General features: G+C 70.6%; 20 protein-coding genes. 10 read left to right on the top strand and 10 right to left on the bottom strand.

From position 1 onward, the window contains the following. The first annotated feature begins 100 nt into the window (after positions 1-100). Complete coding sequence (locus ACZ6SF_RS06740; protein ID WP_466060988.1) at positions 101-679, top strand: TetR/AcrR family transcriptional regulator; 579 nt, start codon at positions 101-103, stop codon at positions 677-679. A 10-nt stretch (positions 680-689) separates the two neighbouring features. Here the strand turns inward: ACZ6SF_RS06740 and ACZ6SF_RS06745 are convergent, their stop codons facing one another. The 6 genes from ACZ6SF_RS06745 to ACZ6SF_RS06770 all read right to left on the bottom strand — a co-directional run bounded on the left by ACZ6SF_RS06745 (position 690) and on the right by ACZ6SF_RS06770 (position 6,092). After that, positions 690-1,274, bottom strand: a complete 585-nt coding sequence (locus tag ACZ6SF_RS06745) for a TetR/AcrR family transcriptional regulator (RefSeq protein ID WP_466060989.1) — start codon at positions 1,272-1,274, stop codon at positions 690-692. Between the two features lie 192 nt (positions 1,275-1,466). Then, positions 1,467-2,708: a cysteine--1-D-myo-inosityl 2-amino-2-deoxy-alpha-D-glucopyranoside ligase gene (mshC, locus tag ACZ6SF_RS06750; protein ID WP_466060990.1), complete on the bottom strand. Its 1,242-nt coding sequence runs from the start codon at positions 2,706-2,708 to the stop codon at positions 1,467-1,469. 168 nt (positions 2,709-2,876) lie between these two features. Continuing rightward, positions 2,877-3,683, bottom strand: coding sequence for an SCO1664 family protein (locus tag ACZ6SF_RS06755; RefSeq protein ID WP_466060991.1), 807 nt, complete (start codon positions 3,681-3,683; stop codon positions 2,877-2,879). Next, entirely contained in the window at positions 3,680-4,264 is a 585-nt protein-coding gene (locus tag ACZ6SF_RS06760) for a DUF3090 domain-containing protein (protein ID WP_466060992.1), read from the bottom strand. The genes ACZ6SF_RS06755 and ACZ6SF_RS06760 overlap by 4 nt, the downstream gene beginning before the upstream one ends. A 123-nt stretch (positions 4,265-4,387) precedes the next feature. Continuing rightward, positions 4,388-5,089 carry a histidine phosphatase family protein gene (locus ACZ6SF_RS06765; RefSeq protein WP_466060993.1) on the bottom strand — a complete coding sequence of 234 codons (702 nt, stop codon included), beginning with the start codon at positions 5,087-5,089 and terminating at the stop codon, positions 4,388-4,390. 67 nt (positions 5,090-5,156) lie between these two features. Next, the gene (locus ACZ6SF_RS06770) at positions 5,157-6,092 is read right to left on the bottom strand and encodes an undecaprenyl-diphosphate phosphatase (protein ID WP_466061364.1); all 936 of its coding nucleotides are present in this window, start codon (positions 6,090-6,092) and stop codon (positions 5,157-5,159) included. A gap of 260 nt (positions 6,093-6,352) precedes the next feature. Between ACZ6SF_RS06770 and ACZ6SF_RS06775 the strand changes: the two genes are divergently transcribed. From ACZ6SF_RS06775 to ACZ6SF_RS06790, 4 genes are read left to right on the top strand one after another with little or no spacing between them, the layout of a single operon-like run. Continuing rightward, positions 6,353-7,327: an aldo/keto reductase gene (locus ACZ6SF_RS06775; RefSeq protein ID WP_466060994.1), complete on the top strand. Its 975-nt coding sequence runs from the start codon at positions 6,353-6,355 to the stop codon at positions 7,325-7,327. A gap of 50 nt (positions 7,328-7,377) precedes the next feature. Beyond that, positions 7,378-8,466: a heme/hemin ABC transporter substrate-binding protein gene (locus tag ACZ6SF_RS06780; protein ID WP_466060995.1), complete on the top strand. Its 1,089-nt coding sequence runs from the start codon at positions 7,378-7,380 to the stop codon at positions 8,464-8,466. Continuing rightward, on the top strand, positions 8,463-9,545 hold the full coding sequence (locus ACZ6SF_RS06785) for a FecCD family ABC transporter permease (protein WP_466060996.1): 1,083 nt from the start codon (positions 8,463-8,465) through the stop codon (positions 9,543-9,545). Before ACZ6SF_RS06780 ends, ACZ6SF_RS06785 begins: the two co-directional genes overlap by 4 nt. Then, positions 9,542-10,435 (top strand): heme ABC transporter ATP-binding protein, encoded by an 894-nt coding sequence (locus ACZ6SF_RS06790; protein WP_466060997.1) that lies wholly within the window; start codon positions 9,542-9,544, stop codon positions 10,433-10,435. Before ACZ6SF_RS06785 ends, ACZ6SF_RS06790 begins: the two co-directional genes overlap by 4 nt. Before the next feature lie 12 nt (positions 10,436-10,447). Here ACZ6SF_RS06790 and ACZ6SF_RS06795 read toward each other — a convergent pair whose 3' ends face one another. Genes ACZ6SF_RS06795 through ACZ6SF_RS06805 form a run of 3 tightly spaced genes read right to left on the bottom strand, consistent with a single transcriptional unit; the run spans position 10,448 to position 13,495 of the window. After that, a complete protein-coding gene (locus ACZ6SF_RS06795; RefSeq protein WP_466060998.1) occupies positions 10,448-12,550 on the bottom strand; it encodes an MMPL family transporter in 2,103 nt (700 codons plus the stop codon). A 22-nt stretch (positions 12,551-12,572) separates the two neighbouring features. Further along, entirely contained in the window at positions 12,573-13,127 is a 555-nt protein-coding gene (locus tag ACZ6SF_RS06800; RefSeq protein ID WP_466060999.1) for a WKL family lipoprotein, read from the bottom strand. Between the two features lie 20 nt (positions 13,128-13,147). Further along, positions 13,148-13,495 carry a hypothetical protein gene (locus tag ACZ6SF_RS06805; RefSeq protein WP_466061000.1) on the bottom strand — a complete coding sequence of 116 codons (348 nt, stop codon included), beginning with the start codon at positions 13,493-13,495 and terminating at the stop codon, positions 13,148-13,150. Positions 13,496-13,619: 124 nt separating this feature from the next. Between ACZ6SF_RS06805 and ACZ6SF_RS06810 the strand changes: the two genes are divergently transcribed. Genes ACZ6SF_RS06810 through ACZ6SF_RS06820 form a run of 3 tightly spaced genes read left to right on the top strand, consistent with a single transcriptional unit; the run spans position 13,620 to position 16,029 of the window. After that, positions 13,620-14,681, top strand: a complete 1,062-nt coding sequence (locus ACZ6SF_RS06810) for a hypothetical protein (RefSeq protein ID WP_466061001.1) — start codon at positions 13,620-13,622, stop codon at positions 14,679-14,681. Further along, the gene (locus ACZ6SF_RS06815; protein WP_466061002.1) at positions 14,681-14,947 is read left to right on the top strand and encodes a DUF5703 family protein; all 267 of its coding nucleotides are present in this window, start codon (positions 14,681-14,683) and stop codon (positions 14,945-14,947) included. The genes ACZ6SF_RS06810 and ACZ6SF_RS06815 overlap by 1 nt, the downstream gene beginning before the upstream one ends. Positions 14,948-14,952: 5 nt before the next feature. Then, positions 14,953-16,029 (top strand): quinone-dependent dihydroorotate dehydrogenase, encoded by a 1,077-nt coding sequence (locus tag ACZ6SF_RS06820; protein WP_466061365.1) that lies wholly within the window; start codon positions 14,953-14,955, stop codon positions 16,027-16,029. A 21-nt stretch (positions 16,030-16,050) separates the two neighbouring features. Here ACZ6SF_RS06820 and ACZ6SF_RS06825 read toward each other — a convergent pair whose 3' ends face one another. Next, complete coding sequence (locus ACZ6SF_RS06825) at positions 16,051-16,428, bottom strand: hypothetical protein (RefSeq protein WP_466061003.1); 378 nt, start codon at positions 16,426-16,428, stop codon at positions 16,051-16,053. 373 nt (positions 16,429-16,801) lie between these two features. Between ACZ6SF_RS06825 and ACZ6SF_RS06830 the strand changes: the two genes are divergently transcribed. Further along, complete coding sequence (locus tag ACZ6SF_RS06830; protein ID WP_466061004.1) at positions 16,802-18,295, top strand: carbohydrate kinase family protein; 1,494 nt, start codon at positions 16,802-16,804, stop codon at positions 18,293-18,295. 203 nt (positions 18,296-18,498) lie between these two features. Then, on the top strand, positions 18,499-19,146 hold the full coding sequence (locus ACZ6SF_RS06835; protein ID WP_466061005.1) for a GTP cyclohydrolase II: 648 nt from the start codon (positions 18,499-18,501) through the stop codon (positions 19,144-19,146). The last annotated feature ends 19 nt before the right edge of the window (positions 19,147-19,165 follow it).

Here is a 19,165-nt window from a genome sequence, read left to right on the forward strand (position 1 = left end):
TCCGGGAAACGCGGCTGTCGGCGGTGACCGACATTACTCGACGGGCGCCGAACGGCGGCGATGTTGCCCGGGCCCTGGACCGACACTACTATCTAGACACATGTCCGAAGGCGATTCCAGAATTCTCGAGGCCACTCGACGCCGGCTGAGCGGAAAGCAGGCGGACACGGTGGACCGGCTCACCAAGGCCGCGATGGAGGTCTTGGCCCGCGAAGGGTTCGCCGGCCTCACCATCCGGATGGTCGCCGGCGCCGCCGGGGTGGGCACCGCCACCGCCTACACCTATTTCTCGTCGAAAGAGCATCTGGTCGCCGAGATCTTCTGGCGGCGGATCCGATCCTCGCGGACCCCGGTCAGCGAGGACGCCGACCCCACGGTGCGGGTGCTCGCCGAACTCCGTGGGATCGCCATGCTGGTGGCGGACGAGCAGGAACTCTCGGGCGCGGTCACCAGCGCCCTGCTCGGACGTGACCCCGATGTCGAACATCTCCGCACCAGGATCGGGATCGAGATCCGCGCGCGTATCACCCGGGCACTGGAACCCGGGGCCGATCCTGAAACCGTGGAATCGCTGGAACTGCTGTACGCGGGGGCGCTGGTGCGCGCCGGAATGGGCTACGAATCGTATGCCGATATCGCCGACCGGCTGGAACAAGCGGCGCTGCTCGTCCTGAAATAGCCCGGGGCCGTCAGCGGCCGGCGGTGGATTCCTGGCCGTTCGCCGCGGTGCGCCGGCTGTGCGAGAACACCAGCCGCGCGAATTCGCCGAGCAGTTCCTCCAGGCACACCTGCTGTCCGGCGGCCACCATCTGCTGGTAACCGATGAGCATGGCCATACCGAGTTCGGTGTCCACGGCGGCGATCCGCTCGTCGGCCACCAACCCCATGATCGTCTTGCGCACGGTACGGCGCCGCGATTCGTCGACCCGTTTGAGCGCCACCCCGACCGCCTCGTCGTTGGCGGCCCAGGCTCTGATCGCGGCCTCGGCCCGGTGATGCAGGCCCAGGGTGAGATCCGACAGGGCCCGGATCGCCCGATCGGGCGCGGAGGGATCGAAATTGAGGGTCCGCAGGATCAGCACCTGCCGGTTTTCCCAATGCTCCAGCAGCGCACCCACATACGACTGCCAGCTGCCGAAATGGTGGTAGAACGAACCGCTGGTCACCCCCAGACGGCGGCACAGCACACCGATGTTGAGGTTGCGGAACCCCAGCTCGGACAGGACCTCCAGGCCGGTGTCGAAGTAGTTGTCCTTACTGACGATACGAGACATACGGCGCCGATCTCTTCGCGGAACGGATGGGAGAATTCGAGCATCGAACAGTACCCCATCGGCGCCGCCGGATTCTCCGCAGTGGTGAGAGATCACTATCCGCGCCGGCGCGAACCCGGCCGGTGAAAGAACTTGCGCCCGAACCGAACGCGACCCACGGCACCGCCCGCGGTGCCGTCCACCGGATCGGTATCAGCGCAGCGGCACACCCAGCAGCGCGTCGGTCGCGGCGGCGATTCCGGCGCCCGCCTCCGAATCGGCGCCCCCGTAGTCCAGGGTGTCGCGCGCCCACGCGTCGACGGCGGCGAGCGCGCGAGGCGTGTCCAGATCGTCGGCCAGATGGGTACGCAGCCGCGCCACAGTATCGGTGGCGGCGGCCGCCGACGGCGCGGCCACGGCGCGGCGCCACAGATCCAGGCGGGCCTGCGCCTCGGTGAGCACGTCCTCGGTCCACGAGCGGTCGCTGCGATAGTGCCCGGCGAACAGCCCCAGCCGGATCGCCGCGGGATCCACGCCCGCGGCCCGCAGTTTCGACACCAGCACCAGGTTGCCCTTGGATTTCGACATCTTCTCGCCGTCCAGGCCGATCATGCCGGTATGCACGTAGTGGCGCGCGAACCGGCGCCCCGACGCCAGCGCTTCACCGTGCGCGGCCGAATACTCGTGATGCGGATAGATCAGATCGCTGCCGCCGCCCTGGATATCGAATTCACCGCCCAGCCGGTTCACCGCGATCGCGGCGCATTCGATATGCCAACCGGGCCGGCCCGGACCGAAAGGCGACGCCCACGCCGGTTCGCCGTCGCGCTCGGCGCGCCACAGCAGCGCGTCCAGCGGATCGCGTTTCCTGGGACGGTCCGGATCGCCGCCGCGTTCGGCGAACAGCCGCTCCATGGTGGCGCGGTCGTAGCCGGATTCGTAGCCGAACTGCTCGGTGGCGTCGGTGCGGAAGTAGATATCGGGATAGCGGGCGTCCTCGACGGTGTAGGCGGCGCCCGAGGCGAGCAGTTTGCCCACCAGTTCGACGACCTCGTCCACCGATTCGACCGCGCCCACGTAGTCGCGCGGGGGCAGCACCCGCAGGGCCGCCATATCCCCGCGGAACAGCTCGATCTCGCCGTTGCCCAGGTCACGCCAGTCCACGCCGTCGCGGGCGGCGCGTTCGAACAGGGGATCGTCGACATCGGTGACGTTCTGCACGTAGTGCACATCGTGCCCGGCGTCACGCAGCACCCGGTTCACCAGATCGAAGGTCAGGTAGGTGGCGGCGTGGCCGAGATGGGTCGCGTCGTACGGAGTGATCCCGCAGACGTACATGGTTGCCGTGGTACCCGGTGTGACCGGGCGAATACAGGAATCGGCGGTATCGTGCAAACGCAACGGAGGCCCTGCTCCGGGGACCGCGGGAATCGGGGTATCGGACCAGGACTGCATACCTTCGAGAGTAGAGGTCGGCGCGGTCCACTCACCGCCCGCCCCGCCCGCCGCCACCCCGCGGCGACCACGGATGAGGCCTGGACCTGCACAGATAAGGCGCCGCGGCGGAGGCAACCGTTCACCTCGAGCAGAACGAATGGTCGGATGAACCGATCCGGGCGAGAGTCAGAACGCCGGCCACGGAATCGGCCGCGGCGTCTCCGGGAACGGCATCACCGGATCGTCGAGCAACCGTTTGGCGCGCCGCAGCAGCGCGTCGATCTCGGCGTCGGTGAGATGCTCGGCCAGCCGATCGGCCGGCTCCCCCGGCAGGGTTTCGGCGAAGGCGGCGATATCGGCGAGCAGATCCCCCGATATCGGGTCACCGGCCCAGCCCCACAGCACCGTGCGCAGTTTGTTCTCCTGGTGCAGGCAGATCCCGTGATCGACGCCGTACACCCCGCCGTCGACCGCCTCCAGCGCATGCCCACCCTTACGGTCGGCGTTGTTCAGCAGCACATCGAGCACCGCCATCCGCCGCAACCGCGGATCGTCGGCGTGCACCAGCGCGACCTCGTCACCGGCGCCGTCGTAGGCGCGCAGGATCTCGCGGAACCCGTCGGGCACCAACTCCGGCGGGCACAGATCCACCAGGTCCAGCCGGGTATCGGCCGCCGCACGCGGCTCCCGGGTGGTGATCCAGCGCTGCACCATGCCCGGGCCGTAGGGACCGTCGCGCAGCACCGTCTCCGGGATCACCGTCCATCCGAGCATGCGGCAGATCAGATACGAGGCCACCTCCCGGCCCGCCAGCGTGCCGTCCGGGAAATCCCAGAGCGGCTGCTCGCCGCGCACCGGTTTGTACACCACCCGGAACGAGACCTCGGCGGCGGCCAGATCACAGACCAGAGTCACGTTGCTGGCGACTCCCACCCGGCCCAGCACCGTCAGTTCACCGGTGGACAGCGCGTCCCCGGTATCGGGCACGCTCATTCCTCCAGATCGTTCGCGCCGAACAGTTCGCCGCGTTTGTAACCGTTGGTCCGCACACACATATGGCCGCGCGCCGACAGCGGCTCCCCGCACAGCGGGCACGGCGGCCGCCCGGCCGCGATCACCCGGGTGGACCGCAACGCGAACTCGCGCGCCTGATCGGGGGTCAGGAACACCCGGACCGCGTCGGGGCCCTCCTCGGTGTCGTCGAGTACCACCGATTCGTCGACCTCGGTCTCGGTGATCGCCAGCAGCTCCACCACCACCGCGCCCGCGTCGGCGTCCCAGCCCAGGCCCATCGTGCCCACCCGGAACTCCGCGTCGATGGGGGTCACCAGCGGGGCGTTGTCGTTGACCGCCTCCGCCTGCGGCGGCACCTCGGCACCGAACCGGCGCTGCACTTCGTCCAGCAGCAGTCCCATCCGGTCGGCGAGAACCTTGACCTGCTGCTTCTCCAGCAGCACGCTCACCACCCGGGGCTCTTCCACCGCCTGCAGATAGAACGCGCGATCGCCCGGCTCACCGACGGTTCCGGCGACGAAACGTTCGGGGGTGCGGAAAACATGGATTGCGCGTGACACATGCACCTCCTGCTACGTGACCCTGTTCGGCTGCGGTGCTCCGCTGCGCCGTATCCCGGCGCGGACGCCGATTCGCCCGAAGCCGCCGAGAGGTGGCGCGTCCGCCGGTATCGGGCATACCCATTATCCGTCTTTCCTTCCCGCCCCGATCTCCCCACCGGGCACCGGGCCGGATGTGCCCGATTCGGCCGCCGGCGCCGGCGCCAGCCCGGACAGATCCGCGCCGGTATCGTTCATCCGCGCCACGAACGGCGCGGTGCGGGTGTAGCGGATCACGCTCAGCGAGGCCGGTTCGACCATGATCCGCTGGAAACCGTCCAGATGGATGCCCAGGGCGTCGGCCAGCACCGATTTGATGACGTCACCGTGCGTGCACGCCACCCACAGCCGGTCACCGTCGTGCAACTCCGCCAGCGCGCGATCGTGTTCCCGGATCGCCGACACCGCGCGCGCCTGCACCTGCGCCAGGCCCTCCCCGCCGGGAAACACCGCCGCCGACGCGTGGCGCTGCACCACCTGCCACAGCGGTTCGGCCAGCAGATCCTTGATCTTGCGGCCGGTCCACTCGCCGTAGTCGACCTCGGCGAGCCGGTCGTCGACCACCGGCTCCAGGCCGAGCCCGGCGGCCAGCGGCGACACCGTGCGCTGGCAGCGCAGCATCGGCGAGGTGACGATCCGGCTGATCGGCAACCCGGCCAGCCGTTCCGCGACGACCCGCGCCTGTTCACCACCGCGATCGGTGAGCTCCACCCCCGGGGAGCGGCCCGCAAGAGTGCCACCGGTATTGGACGTCGACACACCGTGCCGCAGCAGGATCACCGTCATACGGCCAGCCTAATGGGCGCGCCGACGCGCGGTCTCCCGGTGAACCCACGCCGGCCGCCGGTACCGGTCATGTCGCGGCCACGACCCCGCCCGCGAGCAGCCCGATGATCACGAATCCCAGCACGATCCGGTAGCCCACGAACCAGTAGAACGAATGCTTCGCCACGAACCGCAGCAGCCAGGCGACCGACGCGTAGCCGACGACGAACGAAATCAGCGTCGCCACCAGCAACTGCGGACCCGACGCGTTCAGGCCCTCACCGGCGGGTTCGAAAGCGTCCGGGAGACTGAACAGCCCGGACGCGGTGACCGCCGGAATCGCCAGCAGGAACGAGAACCGCACCGCCGCCTCACGTTCCAGCCCGAGGAACAAACCGGCGCTGGAGGTGGCGCCCGACCGGGAGACACCCGGGATCAGCGCCAGGCACTGCGCGAAACCCATCACCAGACCGTCGCGGGTGGTGAGCTTTTCCAGCGGCCGTTCCTTACGGCCGAAATGTTCGGCCGCCGCGATCACCAGCGCGAACACGATCAGCATGATCGCCACCAGCCACAGATTGCGGGCCCCGGTACGGATCTGGTCCTTGAACACGATGCCCAGCACCCCGATCGGGATGGTGGCGATGATCACATACCAGCCCATGCGGTAATCGAGTTCGCGCTGCGCGTCGGCATCCGGGTCGTATCCCACCGGACCCGCTCCGGTGACCACCGGAAGTTTCGTGGTGACCATTTCGCTGACCGGAACGGTCTCCCGGGACCGGGCGGTGAGCTTCTCGAATACGGTGGCACACCACACGCACACGATGCGCCAGATGTCCTTGGCGAAGAACAACAGCACCGCGGCCTCGGTTCCGAGCTGGGTGACAGCGGTGAACGACGCGCCCGCGTCGTCACCGAAGAACACCGAGGACACGATCCGCAGATGCCCCGACGACGAAACCGGCAGGAACTCCGTCAGACCCTGCACCAGCCCGAGCACCAACGCCTGCACCCAGGTCATCGACTCGCCAACCACACAACCTCCTGAACCACGCCGAAAACCCGCTCCGCCTTCGGTCTTACGGCATCCTGCCCGCGCACGGGCACGGCGATCGACCGCAGCGACCCTACAGTGCCCGCCGCCCGCCGCGCGCGGCGGACCGTCCTCCCTCGCGGACACGCCACACCGACGAGTTCGCCGCGAACGGTCACCGGGCGGTCACGCTCTAGGCTGGGCGCCGTGAGGAAACGTCCAACCGTGCCGGACACGGAGACTCGGTGATGGAACAGCGCACCATCGGCCGCAGCGGGCTGCGGGTGTCCCGGATCGGCCTGGCCACCCACACCTGGGGCGGCCACACCGACGCCGATACCGCCGCCGCGCAACTGATCGCGTTCGCCGAGGCCGGCGGCACCCTCGTCGACACCTCCCCGGCCTATACCGGCGGCGCCGCCCAGCGCATCCTCGCCGACCTGCTCGGCGATCTGGTGTCGCGCGACGAACTCGTCCTGTGCGCCGGAGCCGGGCTGGTACCGCACATACCCGCCGTACCCGCCGGCAGCGACCCACCGCCACCGGACCCCACCCGGGTCGGAATCGACTGCTCGCGCCGCACGCTGCTGCGCCAGCTCGACCGCACCCTGCTGGAACTGGGCACCGACCATCTGGACCTGTGGCAGGTCACCGCCTGGGACCCGGTCACCCCGCTCGACGAGGTCGCCGCCACCCTCGACCACGCCGTACGGTCCGGCCGCGTCCGCTACGCCGGGGTCCGCGGCCTCACCGCCTGGCAGCTGGCCAGCCTCGCCGCGATCACCCCGATCACCTCCGTGCAGACCCCGTACTCGCTGCTCACCCGCGGCGCCGAGGACGACACCGTACCGGCGGCCACCCACCACGGCGCCGGGATCGTCGCCACCGCACCGCTGGCGGCGGGCATCCTCACGGGCAAGTACCGCGACGGCGTACCCGCCGACTCCCGCGCCGCCGACGAGGCCACCGCCGCCGAGATCCGCGGCCGGCTCGACGACGACCGTGCCACCGCCGTCGTCGACGCGCTGGTCACCGCCGCCGACGGCCTGGCGACCTCACCGCTGGCGGTCGCGCTGGCCTGGGTCCGCGACCGGCCCGGTGTCGCCAGCATGTTCGTCGGCGCCCGCGATATGGGCCAGCTCACCGGGGTACTGGCCGCCGAAACCCTCGAACTGCCACGCGCGATCGCCGCCGCCCTCGACGATGTGAGCTCGACCGCCTAGCCGGGGGCGGGCGCGACACCCGGCCGGCGCCACGGATTAGCCTTGCCTGCATGAGCGAGACGGGCCCGCAGGCGGGAGCGCGACGTAACCACGGAAAGCCCCCGCTCGGACGCGGCCGGTATCCGCGGCCGGTGCGCGCGCTGCTGGCGGGCCTGGCCGCCGGCCTGCTCGTGGTCACCGCGGCCTGCGGCGGCTCCGAACCCGCCGGCGCCGCCGGGCAGCAGGGCCCGGCCACGGCCGTCCTGGACAACCTCGACCCGGTCGCGCTCACCCCGCCACCCAACCCGGCGCTGCCCGCGACCGTCCGCTCCTTCGACGGCGCCGAGGTCACCGTCAGCGACGCGAGCCGGATCGTCGCCGCCGACCGGTACGGCACACTCGCCCAGATCGTGTGGGGGCTCGGGCTCGGCGACAACCTGGTCGGGCGCAGTACCGCCGCCTCGTTCCCGGCCGTCGCGGATCTGCCGAATGTCACCGGCGGCAACGGGTCGCTGAACGTGGAATCGATTCTGGCGTTGCGGCCCAGCGTATTCCTCACCGATACCACCAGCGCCTCGCCCGCGGTCCGCGAACAACTGCGCGCCACCGGCATCACCGTCGTCTATTTCGATCCCGAACGCACCATGGAGGGTGTGGTCCCGCAGATCGAGGCGGTCGCCGCGGCGCTGGGCGTCCCGCAGCGCGGGAAGGAACTTGCCCGGCGCACGAGCGATGAGATCGCCGCGGCATCGGCCGCGGTCCCCGCCCAGGAACCGCCGCTGCGGATCGCGTTCCTGTACCTGCGGTCCAGCGCCATCACCATGCTCGCCGGCCCGGGCTCCGGCGCCGACGCGCTCATCGCCGCCCTCGGCGCCCACGACGCCGGGCAGGAGGCCGGGCTCACCGAACCGTTCACCGCCATCACCAGCGAGGCGATGATCGCCGCCGCCCCCGATGTACTGCTGGTGATGACCGACGGCATGAACTCCATCGGCGGTGTCGACGGCATCACCCGGATTCCCGGAATCGCCCAGACCCCCGCCGGCCGCAACAAACGCATCGTCGATATGTCCGACGCGGTGCTGCTGTCCTTCGGCCCCAACACCGGCCGCGTGATCACCGCACTGTCCGGCGCCGTCTACGGCCCGACCGGCGCATGAGCACGGATCTCGACCACCCGCCGGCGCCCCCGGTCACCACCGTCCGGCAACGCCGCTACCTCGCCACCCTCACCGTCGCCGTGCTCGCACTGGTCGCCCTGGCCCTCGCCTCGGCCGCGATCGGCCAGGTCCCCACGAGCCCGGCGGAGGTCGCGGGCAGTATCGCCCACCGCATCGGACTGGACTGGGGTCCGCTGCCCGCCCATCCCGCCGGCGAGGTCACCCTCTGGGAAGTGCGGTTCCCGCGGGTACTGCTCGCGATCCTGGTCGGCGCCGCCCTCGCCACCGCCGGCGCGCTGCTGCAGGGCGTCTTCGCCAATCCGCTCGCCGAACCCGGTGTCATCGGAGTGTCGGCCGGTGCCGCCGTGGGCGCCGGCGCGGTGATCGTCTTCGGCGGCGCGTTCGTCGCCGCCTGGTCGGTGGCGGCCGCGGCCTTCGCCGCCGGCCTGGTCACCACCGTTCTGGTGTATGTGCTGTCCCGTTCGGGCGGCCGCACCGAAGTGGTGACCCTCGTCCTCACCGGCGTCGCCATCAACGCCTTCGCCGGCGGCCTCATCGCGTTCCTGCTGTTCGTCGCCTCCCCCGCGGCCCGCGACCAGATCGTGTTCTGGCAGCTGGGCAGCCTCAACGGCGCCACCTGGGACGCCGTCACCGTGGTCGCGGTCCTCACCGTCGCCGGAATCGCGGCCGCCGTGATCGTGGCGCCCCGGCTGGACCTGCTCGCCCTCGGCGAATCCGCCGCCCGCCACCTCGGCGTCGACGTGGAACGGCTGCGCCGCGCCGTGATCGTCATCGTCGCGATCCTCACCACCGCCGGGGTCGCCTTCACCGGCATCATCCTTTTCGTCGGACTCGTCGTTCCGCACGTCGTCCGCATGATCGTCGGCCCGGGGCACCGCGCGCTCATCCCGGTCAGCGCCGTCACCGGCGCCGTCGTGCTACTCGCCGCCGACGTCGCGGCCCGCTCCCTGGTCGACAACGCCGACCTGCCCCTGGGGATGCTCACCTCACTGATCGGCGGACCGTTCTTCTTCTGGCTGCTGCGGCGCACCCGCGCCCGGGCGGGAGGCTGGGCATGACCGTACGCACCCCGGCCCCGCTGCGCCGAGGTCTGGGCGCCCTGCTGCACCGCTCCCACGACCTGCCCGCCGCCCACGACCCCGGCACCGTCACCCTGCGCGCCCACGGGGTGACCCTGGACCGGCACGGAGGCGGGCGCACCCGCCGGGTCCTCGACGGTATCGACTTCGAAGTCGCCGCCGGAGAGATCGTGGCCCTCGTCGGACCCAACGGCGCCGGTAAATCCACCCTCCTCGCGGTACTCGCCGGCGAACTCACCCCGGGACTCGGCACCGTCGAACTCGACGGCCGCCCGCTGACCGGCTGGACACCCACCGATATGGCCCGCCGCCGCGCCGTCCTGCCGCAGTCACACACCGTCGGTTTCCCCTTCACCGCCGCCGAGGTCGTCGCGATGGGGCGCGCACCCTGGCAGCGCACCGCCCGCGCCGACAGCGACGACGACGCGGTCGCGGCGGCCTTGGCCGCCACCGACAGCACCCATCTCGCCGGCCGGGCGTTCACCGGGCTGTCCGGTGGTGAACGGGCCCGCGTCGCCCTGGCCCGGGTCCTCGCCCAGGACACCGCGACCCTGCTGCTGGACGAACCGACCGCCGCCCTGGACCTCGGGCATCAGGAAGCGGTCCTCACCCTCGCGGCCGCCCGGGCCGCCGCCGGCGCCGCCGTGGTGGTGGTACTGCACGATCTGGCCTCGGCCGCCGCCTACGCCGACCGGGTGGTCGTCCTCGACGACGGCCGCCATGTCGCCGCCGGACCACCCCGCGAGGTACTCACCGGGGAACTGCTCAGCCGCGTCTACCGGTATCCGATCGAGGTACTCGATCATCCGGACACCGGTGCGCAACTGGTCCTCCCGGTCCGCGCGCCGGACCACGCGACCCCGGGATGACCTGGCGGGGGCTCAGTTCTTCGGCCGCCAGATCAGCTTCAGCACCGCCGGGGTCAGCAGCATCCGGATCACCGTCGCGTCCAGCACCAGCGCCGCGATCATCCCGTAGGCGATGTACTTCATCATCACCAGCTCCGAGAAACCGAACGCACCGGTCACCACGATCAGGATCGCCGCCGCCGAGGTGATCACCCCACCGGTATGGGCGATCCCGTACCGGATCGCCTCCGGCGGATCGGCACCCGCCTCCCGCGCCTCCACCACCCGCGACAACAGGAACACCTCGTAGTCGGTGGACAACCCGAACACCACGGTCACGATCAGCACCAGCACCGCGAACATCAGCGGCCCGGGGGTGAAATCGAACAGTTCGGCACCGTGACCCTCCACGAACAGCCACGTCAGGATGCCGAGGGTGGCGCCCAGCCCCAGCGCCGACATCGCCACCGCCTTCACCGCCAGGACCAGCGACCGGAACGCCGCGTACATCAACGCCAGCGCGGCCCCGATCAGCAGCAGCGCCAGCAGCGGCAGACCGTCGAGCAACCCGTTGATACTGTCGCGTTCCAGCGCCGGCACCCCCGCCACCATCACCTCGACACCCTCGGGTTCCTCGATCGACCGCAACACCGCGATCGCCGTATCGGCGTCGCGTTCGTCGACCAGACCGGCCTCCAGCACATTGATCCCGTTCCGCGTCGGCGACGCCGGTTCGAACGGACCGGTCAGCCCGGGGGTCACATTGGCCTGCACCCGGATATCGCTCAGCTGCGCCGCGTCCGCACCCGTCACCACCAGCCGCAGCGGCTCGGTCCGGAAACCGGGGAACAACGCGTCGAACTTCTCCTGCGCCACCCGCGCCGGATTGTCCTCGGCCAGATAGCGCTCGCTCAGCCCCCCGAATTCGATATGGCGGAACGGTGTCATCAGCAGCAGCAACCCCAGCAGCACCACCACGATCACCGCCCACGGCCGCGCCATCGCCCAGACCGCGAGCCGCGAGAAGATCCCGCGATCGATCTCGGCCTCGGTACTGGCCCGCGCGAAACGGCGCCACTGCCACAGATCGATCCGATGCCCCGCGATCCCCAGCATCGCCGGCAGCGCGGTCACCGACAGCAGCGCCGCGAGCAGCACCGAACTGATGCCCCCGTACGGCACCGACCGCAGCACCCCGTTCGGGTAGATGAACAGCGCGCCCAGGCTCACCGCGATGATCGCCGCCGAGAACAGCACCGTGCGCCCCGCGGTCGACACCGTCCGGGCGACCGCGTCCTCCACGCTCCGGCCCGCCGCCAGCTCCTCCCGGAATCTGGTCACCGTGAACAATCCGTAGTCGATCGCCAACCCGAGGCTCACCAGCGTCACCACCGCGCTGGCGAACACATTCACCTCGATATGGCCGGTGAGCAGCCGCATGATGCCCTGGGTGCCCAGAATGGTCATCCCGCCGACCAGCACCGGCAGCAACGCCGCCACCACCCCGCCGAAGACGAAATACAGCAGCAGCGCGACCAGCGGCAGCGCGATCATCTCCGCGCGCCGGATATCGTCCTGCATCCCGGTGTTGATCCCCTCCACCACCGGCTGCAGCCCCGCCAACTCCACCGTCGTCCCCGCCGGGCCCGCTCCGGGGCCGTCCGCCCGCAGATCCGGGGTGATCGCCGTGTAGTTGTCGACCGTCGCCGACCCCTCGCCCCGCAGCCCGATACTGGCGAAGGCGTGCGTGCGGGAATCGTCGGCGAACTGCCCGGACAGGGCGCTGTCCCAATAGCTGTCGATCCGCAGCACCTGGTCGGGATGGTCGCGCAACAGCCCGGCGAGTTGCGCCCGCACCTCGGCCCGCACCTGTGGATCGTCGACCGTTTTACCCGGTGGCGCGGTGTACAGGGCGATCACATCGCTGTCGGTGTCCCGGCCGAACGTGGCATCGGCCAGCTCCGACGCCGCCACCGACTCACTGGACTCGTCGAACCAACCCTCCTGGGTCAGCCGGTCGGCAAGATCCCGCCCGTAGAGCCCGGACAGCGCCACCACGAACAAGAACACCACGAGCACCGCGACCCGGTGCCGGTACACGAAACGACCCCACCGATGGGTCCCCGCCGTCACCATGGTTATCTATCCGGCCCGCCCGCTATCCGCAGGCCGCGGTGCGGTAATCGGCCGACCGCAGAATCCCGCACAGATCCGTGCGCGACAACTTCCAGGAACCGTCGAGATAGATGAAATGCACCACCGTCGTGCGGACCGCCGTGCCCGAACCGTCCTTGTCCAGGCGCAGGGTGGCCGTCACGGTGCCGTCGTGATTGTCGAATACCGGATCGGTCACCCCGTACACCGCGCGCGGATTGTCCTGCAGCGCCCGGTACATATCCGGAATGGCCTCGCGGAACGCCTCCCCGTCCTCGATGAGCGCCGTCCGCTCCTCGTCGGGCAGCGCCGGATCCAGGGCCCGCTTGATCTGGTCGTCGAGCTCCGCCGCCGTCGGCAGCGCCCGCGACGCCAGTTCCTGCGAGGTCGCCGCCGCGGACGCCGACAATGCCGCTTTGGCCGACGACCGGGCCGCCGCCACCGCGTCGGAATCGGCCCCGGAATCGCATCCGCTGGCCAGGGCCGCCGCGGCCAGCACCACGGCGACGAAGCCGGCGCGCCACGCGCGAGACGGCCGGAGAACAGGTGTGTACCGCATCACGTACTGCATACCACCATTCACTGCCTGCCCTCGATCACCGAACCCAGCCGCGCCAGCAACGCGCGGACGGTCGGAACATTACGGTCCCGTGGCGACGGCGTCGCGTCCGGCAGCAGATCCCGTACCAACGCCACCACACTGCGCGCATCGTCGAGATCGATATCGGTGACCCGGGTTTCCGCCACGGCCACCACATCCTCCGGGCCGGGCACCTCCGTATCCAGGTCGGCCCGGTAGACCTCCAGCTGCAATGTCGCCCGCACCGTCCGGAAAGCGTACGGGTGTCCGTCCCCCGTACGGCCGAACCCGTGCGCGAACGGCCCCGTGGTCACCTCATCCGCGGAAAATCCCGATCCGTCGTGCATCGTCGTCTCCTGACCTCCGCACCTTCCGATTCGTACCGTAGCCCGGCGCCCGGACCACCCGCCGTCGACACCCCCGTATACCCCGCTGCCACACCGTCCTACCCTGGCGTGGTCAGATAACCGAATGCAGCATCGGTCGTTCCCGGACCCCGCGCCACCAGTTCGGCGCCGACGACCACGTGCCCTGGTCGCGGCCCTGCTGACCGCACTCGTCCTGACCGGCTGCTCGGACGACCCCGAACCCGGCGCCGGCGACGCCCCGACCCGCGAACCGGCCGCCCCCGCCGTCTCCCCGGCCACCGCCACCGAACCCGCCGGGCAGGTCTACCCGGTGGCCGCGCCGATCACCGCCCTGGCCGCCGACCCGGGAAGCGGAAACCTGGCCGCGCTCGACCCGGCCGGAACCACCCTCACCCTGTTCACCACCGCGACGCAACCGCCCACCACCCACCGGGTCACGCTGCCCACGCCCGCCGTCGCGCTCTCCCCGGGCACGCCCGGTGAAATCCTGGGCGCCGCCGACGGCGTGATCCTGCGCATCGACCCCCGCACCCGGGCCGTCACCGAAATCCCCGCCGGCGCGAACCTGCGCTCGGTGCGGTCCCGGCCCGACGGCACCCTGATCGCCGGCACCGCGGACGGACGCGTCCTCGTCCTGGACCGCACCGGCCGGATCCAGCACACCGTGACCGGGCTCGCCTCCGCCGACGCACTCGCACTCACCGGGGACACCCTCGCCGTCCTGGACCGCCGCCAGACCCTGCTGACCGAGATCGAGCCCGGCTACGAACACCTCGGGCTCGCGCTGCGGGCCGGCGCGGGCGCCGCGAACCTCGCAGAGGCATCCTTCGACCGGGTCGTCGTCACCGACCCCGACAGCGGCCAGCTCCTGGTGTTCACCACCGATCCGCTCGTACTGCGTCAGCGTTACCCGGTAGGATCGTCGCCTTACGCACTCGCCTACGACCGGCGTTCTGACACCGTATGGGTGACGTGCACGCAGAGCAACGAGATCGTCGGCTACGACCTGTCGGCGGGATCACCACGCGAAGTCGGGCGCTACCCCACCGTCCGGCAACCGAACACGGTGACCGTCGACGAGTCCACCGGCGATCTCTACATCGGCTCGGCGACCGAACCAGGTCTGCAGCGGCTACCCGCGGACCAGCGCAAGAGAGGGCAGTGATGGCATCCACTCCACGTGCAGCGAACCCGCGCAACAAACTCCCCGCGACCTGGGAAACGAGTAGCGACGACTACGAATACGTACCGCTGCGGCTGCCCCCCGACGTCACCCGCGTGACCGCCTCGATGCGGCTGGCCATCCAGGCCGAATTCGGCGGCTGGGAACTGTCTCGCGTCCGCGCCTACACCGACGGCAGCCGCCGCGTCCTGCTGCGCCGCCGCAAAACCGCCCTCACCACCCCGGCGGGCAACGCCGCGGAGCTATGACCGTGCTGTACCGATTACTGCTGTCCCTCATGTTCCTGGTGCCGCCGGAGACCATCCACCGCATCGTCTTCGCCGTCATCCGCACCGCCACCGCCCTCGCGCCCGCCCGCGCCCTGCTGCGCCGCGTTCTCGCCGTCGACGACCCCATCCTGCGTTCCACCGCGTTCGGAGTCGATTTCCCCGCGCCACTCGGGCTGGCGGCCGGGTTCGACAAGGACGCCACCGGCGCCGGCGCCTGGGGCGCGCTCGGCTTCGGGTTCGCCGAGATCGGCACCGTCACCGCCTCGGCCCAGCCCGGTAACCCCGCCCCGCGGCTGTTCCGGCTGCCCGCCGACCGGGCCCTGATCAACCGGATGGGTTTCAACAACCACGGCGCCGCCGCGGCGGCCGCCCGCCTGCACGGCCGCGCCACCGCCGTCCCGATCGGCGCCAATATCGGGAAGACGAAGATCGTCGCCCCCGAGCACGCCGCCGAGGACTACGCCACCAGCGCGCGACTGCTCGGCCCGCTCGCCGACTTCGTGGTCGTCAACGTCAGCTCCCCCAACACCCCGGGCCTGCGCGATCTGCAGGCCGTGGAATCGCTGCGCCCGGTCCTGGCCGCCGTCCTCGACAGCGTCCGGGTACCGGTGCTGGTCAAGATCGCCCCCGATCTGTCCGACGAGGACATCGACGCCGTCGCCGATCTCGCCGTCGAACTGGGACTGGCCGGCATCGTCGCCACCAACACCACCATCGGCCGCACCGGCCTGCTCAGCGACCCCGACGAGGTCACCGCGCTCGGCGCCGGCGGACTGTCCGGCCCACCGGTCGCCGAACGCTCGCTCGATGTGCTGCGCCGGCTGTACGCCCGCGTCGGCGACCGGCTGGTGCTCATCTCCGTCGGGGGAATCGAGACCCCGGACCAGGCGTGGGAACGGATTCTCGCCGGCGCCTCCCTGCTGCAGGGCTATACCGGGTTCATCTACGGCGGGCCCGGATGGACCCGGCGAATCCACAAGGGGATCGCCGAACGCCTGCGCGCCGGGGGCTACCGCAGCCTGTCCGAGGCCGTGGGCGCCGGACACGCCGCGCACCGCTGATCCGGCACCGCCGGCGAGCGCCTAGGCCGCGGATCCGCTGCGGATCGCACCCGGGTCTTCCCGGTAGGGGATCCGGCCCGGGCCCCGCTCGTCCAGGAACCTGGCCTCCAACTGGCGACCCTCCACCCTCCTGACGAGCAGGTACACGACTTGCTCCCACAGCAGGCCGAGCAGATCCACCTGCCGGGCCGCATGGGCCATCGCGGCCGGGTCCTCCACCAATTCGGGGCTCGACAGGATCTCGTCGACCTCCATCCCGGCGTAGGCCTGCTCGTAGGACAGACTCCGGCCGGGCAACCAGCTCAACTGCCACGAGGACCCGTGCCGGGTGTGCACGCGTTCGGCGAATTCGGGGGAAATACCACTGGTCATCAGCCAGTAGGTGATGTGGATGGTCACAGCTGCCTCCTCAGGGGGCTCGGCACCGAGACCGGGCCGGCGTAGCTGCCGGCCGGCGCGGCATCGTTGCCGTCGGGAAAATGGCGTGGACGCGGGCGCTCAGAGCGCCGTTGCGGAGGACGCCTCCGGGTCCGTACCGGCGCAAACGACGGGTCGACGCGCGGGATATCGGTGTCCGCGGAACCGGGCTGTCGTCATCGGCATCACCAGGCCCTCCCGTTCCTCTGATCGAGGTAAAAATCTCTTCCAAGTGTGTCATTTGACAGTTCGGCGGGTCAATCCCATGTCAAAAGCCGTTTACACTATGGTTATTGCCATTGTTGTGTCGGCCGAAACCCCGAGGCGGAGGCACGGAAGCAGAAAGGTGCGCCGCATGGTCCCCCACGACGACACCGCCATCGTCGCCATCCGCAACATTCTCACGCGGCTGTGCAAACGCTCCGGCCTCAGCCCCGACCGGCTCAGCACCACCGAAATCGATATCACCCCGCTCCTGGACCTCCCGGTCATCCGGCGCCACGCCGACGCCCACGGCACCACCGCGCTCGCCGCCGTCCTGCCCGTCGTCCGCGAACACGCCCGCCGGCTGCCCGCCACCCACCGGGTGATCACCGACGCCGAACTCTCCCTCGGACTGCTCCGCGACTCCGAACCCGCCGGAATCGAACCCACCGGGCTCTACTCCCAGGACCTCGGCGCCCGCCGCGAATACCTCTCCGCCCACTGGCGCCGGCTCCACGAAATCGCCGAAGCCGACGCCATACCCCCCGCTCCCACCGTCCGCTCCCTCCGCGCCACCCCCGAACGCCGGGCCTTCACCGCCCTCGCCGCGCTCCTGGTCACCGGCACCGTCTACACCGACGACCACCCCGCCCGCAGAACCGCACGGCACGACACCGTCGGCACGCTCACCATCGTCGGCGACGCCGTCATCGATCACATCTATCAGGTCGACAGCATCCCCGACGCCCGCGGTTTCGCCCGCGGCCGCTTCAGCGACAACCCCGGCGGCAAAGCGCTCAACCGCGCCGTCGCCGCCGCCCGCCTCGGCATCGACGTCCGCCTCGTCACCACCGTCGGAGACGACGACGCCGGACACCGGATCCTGGAGTTCCTCCATTCGGAGAACGTCGACACCTCGCTGATCCGCGTCGTACCCCAGGCCCGCACCCCCATCACCGCGCTCATCGTGAGCCGCACCGGTATCACCGGCACCATCTTCTGCGACGACGACCGCATCCGGCTGGCCGCCACCGACCTGATCGGACCCGCGGTACGCGACGCACTGGCCGCCAGCGACGCGGTACTGGTGACCCTCGAACCACCCCTGCCCGTCATCGAACAGGTCCTCGCCGCCACCCACACCCTCCCGAACCGGCCGACCACACTCGTCGCCGCCGCGCAGACCGAGAACCCGCAATCCCTGTACCGCTACCTGTCGACCGTCGACTACGTCATCGGATCCACCAAAGAACTCGACAGCATGGTCCCCGAGATCCCCGCCCAATCCGCCTCCCATATCGCCGAACAGCTACAGATCCTCGGCGCCCGCGCGGTCTGTGTGGTCGAGGACTTCGGCTGCACGGTCCGCTCCGACCGGCTCGCCCTCGATATCCCCCGAGTCCAGGCGGCCGCGCTCACCGATGTCCCCGGCTCCCGCGGCGCCTTCTCCGCCGCCCTCGTCTACCGGCTGCTGTCCCGCGCCGCCAGTCCGGAAACCGGCCACCGCGTCGCCGACGAACAGGACTACGGCTGGGCCACCGCGGCCATGGTCGCCACCCAGTCCTTCGCCGGCGATGTACCCGGCGCCATGCCGACCACCGACGATGTGGACCGCATCATCCGGCTCACCGCCGAACGGCACTGACCGGTGCGTCCACCGGCAACACGCCGCCCCTCCGGCCGATCTCACCGACGCGCCGCGCACGGAGTGCGGAAGATACCCGCCGGGCGTAAAGTCGGCTACCGGCCCGCCGAGGCGCAGGACACCACCCCCTCGCTCGGCGGGCCGAGCGCTGCCCGCACCATCCACCCCCACCAAACCCACCACCCATCGAAGGAGTCCCGACCTTGACCGCAGCCGAGGGGGCCACCACGCCCGACACCGGGCACCGGTTCACCCGGAACGGGCAGGACACGCCGGTGCGCGTGCTCGCCGTCGACGGCGACCCCACCCTGGGGCACCTGCTGATCTTCGGCGATCCCGACGACAACTGCCTCGTTCGCATCCACTCCCGCTGCCTCTACGGCGAAGCGCTGGGCTCCCAGGACTGCGACTGCGGCCCGGAACTCCACAAATCACTCGACCTCATCCAGGCCGAAGGCTCCGGAATCCTCGTCTACCTCGAACAGGAAGGCCGCGGCGCCGGACTGATCGCCAAGGCCCTCGGCTATCAGGAAGCCGAACGCTCCGGCGCCGACACCTTCACCGCCTACACCACACTCGGTCTCCCCGCGGACGGGCGGGCCTACGACCACGCGGCCCGGAGCCTGGCCGCCCTCGGCCTCGGCAAGGTCCGGCTGCTCACCAACAACCCCGACAAGGTGCGGGCACTGCGCGAAGTCGATCTGGACGTGACCCCGGAGCCGCTGTACACCTCGCCCCTCAGCGCCCGTGCCGCCGCCTACCTCGACGCCAAACGCCGGCACCGTGGTCACTGGATCCCGGCGGCCGATCCCACCGCCGCCGCACCCCGCCGGCTGCCGCTGCCCGGGTGAGTCGACAGGGACTGCCCGC

The organism is Nocardia sp. NPDC049935 (assembly GCF_055586645.1).

Excerpts from the sequence above, each read along its gene's own strand:
- ACZ6SF_RS06740 (WP_466060988.1), top strand. The coding sequence starts at position 101 with ATGTCCGAAGGCGATTCCAGAATTCTCGAGGCCACTCGACGCCGGCTG.
- ACZ6SF_RS06745 (WP_466060989.1), bottom strand. The coding sequence starts at position 1,274 with ATGTCTCGTATCGTCAGTAAGGACAACTACTTCGACACCGGCCTGGAG.
- mshC (WP_466060990.1), bottom strand. The coding sequence starts at position 2,708 with ATGCAGTCCTGGTCCGATACCCCGATTCCCGCGGTCCCCGGAGCAGGG.
- ACZ6SF_RS06755 (WP_466060991.1), bottom strand. The coding sequence starts at position 3,683 with ATGAGCGTGCCCGATACCGGGGACGCGCTGTCCACCGGTGAACTGACG.
- ACZ6SF_RS06765 (WP_466060993.1), bottom strand. The coding sequence starts at position 5,089 with ATGACGGTGATCCTGCTGCGGCACGGTGTGTCGACGTCCAATACCGGT.
- ACZ6SF_RS06770 (WP_466061364.1), bottom strand. The coding sequence starts at position 6,092 with ATGACCTGGGTGCAGGCGTTGGTGCTCGGGCTGGTGCAGGGTCTGACG.
- ACZ6SF_RS06775 (WP_466060994.1), top strand. The coding sequence starts at position 6,353 with ATGGAACAGCGCACCATCGGCCGCAGCGGGCTGCGGGTGTCCCGGATC.
- ACZ6SF_RS06780 (WP_466060995.1), top strand. The coding sequence starts at position 7,378 with ATGAGCGAGACGGGCCCGCAGGCGGGAGCGCGACGTAACCACGGAAAG.
- ACZ6SF_RS06785 (WP_466060996.1), top strand. The coding sequence starts at position 8,463 with ATGAGCACGGATCTCGACCACCCGCCGGCGCCCCCGGTCACCACCGTC.
- ACZ6SF_RS06790 (WP_466060997.1), top strand. The coding sequence starts at position 9,542 with ATGACCGTACGCACCCCGGCCCCGCTGCGCCGAGGTCTGGGCGCCCTG.
- ACZ6SF_RS06795 (WP_466060998.1), bottom strand. The coding sequence starts at position 12,550 with ATGGTGACGGCGGGGACCCATCGGTGGGGTCGTTTCGTGTACCGGCAC.
- ACZ6SF_RS06800 (WP_466060999.1), bottom strand. The coding sequence starts at position 13,127 with ATGCGGTACACACCTGTTCTCCGGCCGTCTCGCGCGTGGCGCGCCGGC.
- ACZ6SF_RS06805 (WP_466061000.1), bottom strand. The coding sequence starts at position 13,495 with ATGCACGACGGATCGGGATTTTCCGCGGATGAGGTGACCACGGGGCCG.
- ACZ6SF_RS06810 (WP_466061001.1), top strand. The coding sequence starts at position 13,620 with ATGCAGCATCGGTCGTTCCCGGACCCCGCGCCACCAGTTCGGCGCCGA.
- ACZ6SF_RS06815 (WP_466061002.1), top strand. The coding sequence starts at position 14,681 with ATGGCATCCACTCCACGTGCAGCGAACCCGCGCAACAAACTCCCCGCG.
- ACZ6SF_RS06830 (WP_466061004.1), top strand. The coding sequence starts at position 16,802 with ATGGTCCCCCACGACGACACCGCCATCGTCGCCATCCGCAACATTCTC.